This window comes from Marinobacter sp. (assembly GCF_046484525.1).
In the GTDB taxonomy this organism is placed as follows: Bacteria; Pseudomonadota; Gammaproteobacteria; order Pseudomonadales; family Oleiphilaceae; genus Marinobacter.
This window is the reverse complement of record NZ_JAWOIS010000020.1, coordinates 1-5,304: the sequence shown is the minus strand read 5'-3', so window position 1 is coordinate 5,304 and position 5,304 is coordinate 1. Positions and strand designations below refer to the sequence as shown.

Genomic DNA, 5,304 nt, shown 5'->3' with positions numbered 1-5,304 from the left:
CGGGAAAACAATCAGGAAAGGAGGCAACAGCATGTCTGCAACGTTCGACGTCAATGTCCGCCCGGATTATGACGAAGTACTCCAGAAGATCGCGGATTATGTCCTGAACTACGAGATTGACAGCGACGAGGCCTGGGATACCGCCCGCAACTGCCTGATCGACACCCTCGGTTGCGGCTTGCTGGCCTTACGTTTTCCCGAATGCACCAAGCATCTGGGCCCCATCGTCGAAGGGACTGTTGTTCCCCATGGCGCCCGTGTGCCGGGCACCCGGTTCCGGCTCGATCCGGTGAAAGCGGCCTGGGACATCGGCTGCATCGTTCGTTGGCTGGATTACAACGACACCTGGCTGGCCGCAGAGTGGGGCCACCCTTCCGATAACCTGGGGGCGATCCTGGCGGTCGCGGATTACCTGTCCCAGAAACAGCTGGCCGAGGGCAAAGCGCCGTACGTGATGAAGGACGTGCTGGAAGCCATGATCATGGCCCACGAGATCCAGGGCGTGGTGGCACTGGAGAACTCTTTCAACAGGGTGGGGTTGGACCACGTAGTGCTGGTGAAAGTGGCTTCAACGGCCGTGGTAGCCAAGCTCATGGGTGCCAACCGGGAACAGCTGCTGTCGGCCCTGTCCCATGCCTGGGTCGACGGCCAGGCACTCAGGACCTATCGCCACGCTCCCAATGCCGGCTCCCGGAAATCCTGGGCGGCAGGGGATGCCAGCTCCCGTGCGGTCCGGCTCGCCGACATTGCCATGCGCGGTGAGATGGGCATTCCGGGTGTCTTGACCGCCCCCCAATGGGGTTTCTACGACGTCCTGTTCAGCAAGACCAACAAGGACCAGAAGCTCAAGCCCGAGGAGGAGCGGCAGTTCTCCCTGCCACAGGCGTTCGGCTCCTACGTGATGGAGAACATCCTGTTCAAGATTTCCTTCCCGGCCGAATTCCACGCCCAGACCGCAGCCGAAGCCGCGGTTACGCTGCACCCGGAAGTAAAAGACCGACTGGATGAGATCGACAAGATCGTCATCACCACCCACGAGTCTGCGATTCGCATCATTTCCAAGGTCGGCAGGCTGGCCAACCCGGCAGATCGGGACCACTGCCTCCAGTACATGACGGCGGTACCGCTGATCTTCGGGAGCCTGACGGCAGAGCACTACGAAGACAGCTTCCACGATGGCCACCCGATCATCGACGACTTGCGGGACAAGATGGAAGTGGTGGAAGACCCCCGCTACACCCGTGAATACCTGGAACCCGAGAAGCGCTCTATTGCCAATGCGATACAGGTGTTCTTCAAAGATGGTTCCAGTACCGACAAGGTGGCTGTCGAGTACCCGATTGGCCATCGTCGGCGGCGGGAAGATGGGATTCCGCTGCTGGAGGAGAAGTTCCGGGCCAATCTGGCGACGAGGTTTCCGGGGCAGCAGTGTCAGCGGATCTTTCGATTGTGTAAAGATCAGCAGCGGCTTGAAGAAGTGTCGGTTCCCGACTTTGTAAGCTTTTTTGTGATTTGAGGGGAGAAAGCGTCAGCATTTTTTACAGTCCTTCCAGATGCTTTTTTTAAACTACTGAAAGGGCTAAAAAAATAAAAGTTGGCTCCTTGTTTGCTTTGGATAAGTGCGTGGAAATACCCACATTTATTGTCAAAGGAGTGAGACATGAAATTGGCTCTAGCAAAGCAACTAACGGGGATTGCGCTTGCGTCTGCATTTTCCGTTTCAGTAGCGAATGCCGCCATGATCGACGTGACCGTCAGCGGTCCGGGAGTCGCGGAGGCTGAGGCTGCAGAGACAGATTTTCTGGCGTTCCTCAAGGATACGACAACTGAAACCTTCGAAGGGTATACCGCAGCCACTGGCTCGGCAGATCAAACTACTACCATCAATACCAGCGTTGGCGACTTCACCCAGTTGCAGCCTGGTGGAGATTATCCGTCCGAGTCCTGTAACGATGGTGGCTTCAGCTGCGCGGGTGGGTTGGCCATCCTGGATTCGGACACCAGTCCGTTCAGTGGCCGTTACCCCATGCCGGATGATGGTGAGAACCAGAACTGGCTCGACAGCATGGATTCCCAGCAGATGCAGTTCACGCTTGCGGGCACGTACACCGCCGTGGGCTTCTATCTGACGGATCCCAATGATGTCGGCGGTATCATGAATATCCTGTTTGAAGATCAGACTGAAGGTTCGCTTGATCTCGGCGCGGTATTCGATCCCAGCCTCGCCAATGGCTCGGCCTTCTACGTCGGCATCATGAGCGACGTGGCAATCAGTTCGATGACCTTCTACAGCAACGATGAGAACGATGGCTATGGCATCGACAACGTAACAGTCGGTACCGTTCCGGAGCCCGGAACCCTGGCTCTGCTGGGTCTTGGACTTGTTGGAATGGGTGTTATGAAACGGCGCAAGTCATCTGACACCGCCTGTTAATTTTCCATATTAAATAAATCCAGAACCGAAGGCTCCGCGAGGAGGCCGGAGAAAACTTTTTGCCGGCATTCTCGCGGACTTTCCGCAAAGGACTTTGTTGACGGAATGTAAAACTAGGTTACACTTTGTAAGTAAGCTGTTGCCCGGTTGAGACCGGACCAGGTGCTCGGGAGAGAGTTAAAAGCCCTGAATTCCGGTGAGGCAGAGTGGTGGTTGTTACGTGAAGAACACAAGGAGTTTATGTGGCTCACGTCAGGTTTTTTCGGCATTACATTCATTTACCCTTCCTGATCCTGGGACTGATTGATCTTCTGGTCCTGATTCTGGCGTTTTGTCTGTCTGTTTTTTTTGCTTTTTTTGGTGACGTTTCGTTCTTCATTACGCAGATCTGGTATGTAGTTCCCTCTGCGCTCGCCTTTGGTCTATTGAATTTGTTTGTGATGGTTGCCGTCGCAGTTCATCAGGCGCGCCTGGAAGAGGGCATGTCAGGCATGATGCTGCGGACCCTCATGGCGTTGATCATCAGCCTTCCACTTTGCGGTCTGGCCTATCTGATTGGTGGTGATTGGCTGTGGTATCTGGGTCACACCCGTGTTCTGACAACCGCTTCCGTGTTCGGGCTGTTCATGCTGGGATTGGTAAGAACTGTCTTTTTCGCTCTGGTAGGGAAGGATGCATTCAAGCGGCGGGTGCTGGTGCTGGGCGCCGGACCAAGGGCCAGTCAGTTGCTGGAGGACCTGAAGACACCGTTCAATCGGAAAGGTTTTACGCTCGCTGGTTTTGTGCCGATGCCGGGTGAACCGGTGGCTGTGAGTGAAGGCCTGTTGGTTACGCCGGCTGTGGCGCTTCAAAGGTACGTTCTTTCCCACCGGGTTCATGAAATTGTCGTGGCGGTTGAAGACCGCCGCAATGGGCTGCCCATGGAGGACCTGCTTGAGTGCAAGATGCAGGGCGCCAAGGTTGTTGACGGTGCCAGCTTCTACGAACGGGAATCCCGCAAGGTGGCCCTGGAAATGATTACCCAGGGCTGGCTGGTGTTCTCTGACGGTTACAACGTCGCCTCTGTCGCTGGCTTCTGGAAAAGAACACTGGACCTCGCCTCATCGATCACCCTGCTGCTGGCGACCCTTCCCGTGATGTTACTTACGATGCTCGCGATCAAGCTGGAAGACGGCCTCCGTGCCCCGGTTATCTACAGTCAGGAGCGGGTAGGGCTCAATGGCAAGGTGTTTCGTGTGCACAAGTTCCGCTCGATGGTGACCGATGCGGAAAAGAACGGCGCTGTCTGGGCCAGCAAGGGCGACACCCGGGTGACCCGGGTTGGTGAATTTATCCGGAAGTTACGTATCGATGAATTGCCTCAAATCTTCAATGTGCTGAACGGTACCATGGCGTTCGTGGGACCCCGTCCGGAACGGCCGGTCTTCGTCGAGAAACTGGCAGCGACGATCCCGTTCTACAACGAACGGCATCGCGTAAAGCCCGGAATTACAGGCTGGGCGCAACTGTGCTTCGCATACGCAGATAACGAAGAGGACAGTCGCGAAAAGCTCAGGTATGACCTTTACTACATCAAGAACCAGAGTCTGTTGCTGGATCTTCTGATCATCATGCAGACGGTAGAAGTGATCTTGTTCAGGAAAGGCTCAAGGTAGCTTCGGAAGAGGCGCAGTCTTCGAAGCCGAACTCAAACAGGGATCTCAGTGAGGAATAACAATGTCACGGATGTACAGGTTTTGGGGCGTAATCGCGACCCTGGTGGCGGTAGCGTTGTCTACAGGATGTGTCGCACCGACCGCTTCGTCTCCCGAAGCGATCAACAGGGCGCTGACGGTCGATACCACCACAAGCGTTGATGAATACATTCTCGGGCCGACCGATACCGTTCGGGTCTCGGTATGGCGAAACGAAGATCTGAGTATTACGGTTCCGGTCCGCCCGGACGGAAAGGTCTCCGTGCCCCTGGTGGGAGACGTCCAGGCCAGTGGGAAAACGCCGGAAGCGCTTGCGGATGAAATCGAAAACGAGCTGGCCTCCTATATCCGTCAGCCCCAGGTCAGCGTTGTCGTGACCAGCATGGGCAGTCACGAGTTTATCGACAGAGTCCGTGTTACCGGAGCCGTCCAGCAACCCCTCTCGATGCCCCATCGTGCCGGCATGACGGTGCTGGACATTGTGCTTCAGGCCGGTGGCGCCAATCAGTTTGCCGCCGAGAACAACGCCATGCTGTACCGGCAGGTTGGTAACGATGTAGTGGCCATCCCGGTAAGGCTCGGGGATATCCTCACGCGAGGCGATGTAAAGACAAACTATCCGTTGCGTCCGGGCGATATCCTCAGCGTTCCCGAGCGGGTCCTTTGATGAAAGGATTTTCAAGGTAGCAGACCCCGGTATGAACCGGGAAGGAACAGTGTCATGACCCTCCCTTTTTCCCAATTGCCGGCCGAAATGTTCCGGGAAATCAAGGCCCACAAGTGGCTGGCCCTGGTGATCTTCGCCATTGTCAGTTTTGCGGTACTGATCACCGGATTCGTGTGGCCCTACAAGTACGAATCCGAAGTCGTTATCTTCGTTGATGACAGTAATATCATCCGCCCGCTGATGGAGGGCAGCGCGGTAACGACAAAGGTTAGTGACCGCGCGTCTGCCGCCAGGGAGTTGCTGTGGAGCCGGAGTATCGTCGAGCCGGTCGCTACCGATCCTGAAATATTCGGGCAGGAGGCATCGGGCCTGTCTCCGGAAGCACTTGAGGGCCGGGTAGCCGCTATCCGCGCCAACCTCTTCGTGCGGCCAAGGGGCGATAGCTACTTCAGCATCGGATACTCATCAGAATCTCCTACCCAGGCCTTTCAGGTCGCACAACGGCTCGG

General features: G+C 56.2%; 5 protein-coding genes. All 5 read left to right on the top strand.

Translation table 11 applies throughout. The annotated features are described in order from the left end of the window. Positions 1-31: 31 nt before the first annotated feature. On the top strand, positions 32-1,516 hold the full coding sequence (prpD, locus tag R6W86_RS04725; protein ID WP_410328230.1) for a 2-methylcitrate dehydratase: 1,485 nt from the start codon (positions 32-34) through the stop codon (positions 1,514-1,516). 144 nt (positions 1,517-1,660) lie between these two features. Further along, the gene (locus R6W86_RS04720) at positions 1,661-2,434 is read left to right on the top strand and encodes a PEP-CTERM sorting domain-containing protein (RefSeq protein WP_410328229.1); all 774 of its coding nucleotides are present in this window, start codon (positions 1,661-1,663) and stop codon (positions 2,432-2,434) included. 242 nt (positions 2,435-2,676) lie between these two features. Then, positions 2,677-4,089 (top strand): TIGR03013 family XrtA/PEP-CTERM system glycosyltransferase, encoded by a 1,413-nt coding sequence (locus tag R6W86_RS04715; RefSeq protein WP_410328228.1) that lies wholly within the window; start codon positions 2,677-2,679, stop codon positions 4,087-4,089. A gap of 61 nt (positions 4,090-4,150) precedes the next feature. After that, a complete protein-coding gene (locus tag R6W86_RS04710; protein ID WP_410328227.1) occupies positions 4,151-4,795 on the top strand; it encodes an XrtA/PEP-CTERM system exopolysaccharide export protein in 645 nt (214 codons plus the stop codon). Positions 4,796-4,849: 54 nt separating this feature from the next. Beyond that, positions 4,850-5,304 (top strand): Wzz/FepE/Etk N-terminal domain-containing protein (locus R6W86_RS04705; RefSeq protein WP_410328226.1); only part of this gene is annotated, 455 nt, incomplete at its 3' end.

Bases quoted from the DNA above. Each gene is read 5' to 3' on its own strand.
- prpD (WP_410328230.1), top strand. From the start codon at position 32: ATGTCTGCAACGTTCGACGTCAATGTCCGCCCGGATTATGACGAAGTA.
- R6W86_RS04720 (WP_410328229.1), top strand. From the start codon at position 1,661: ATGAAATTGGCTCTAGCAAAGCAACTAACGGGGATTGCGCTTGCGTCT.
- R6W86_RS04710 (WP_410328227.1), top strand. From the start codon at position 4,151: ATGTCACGGATGTACAGGTTTTGGGGCGTAATCGCGACCCTGGTGGCG.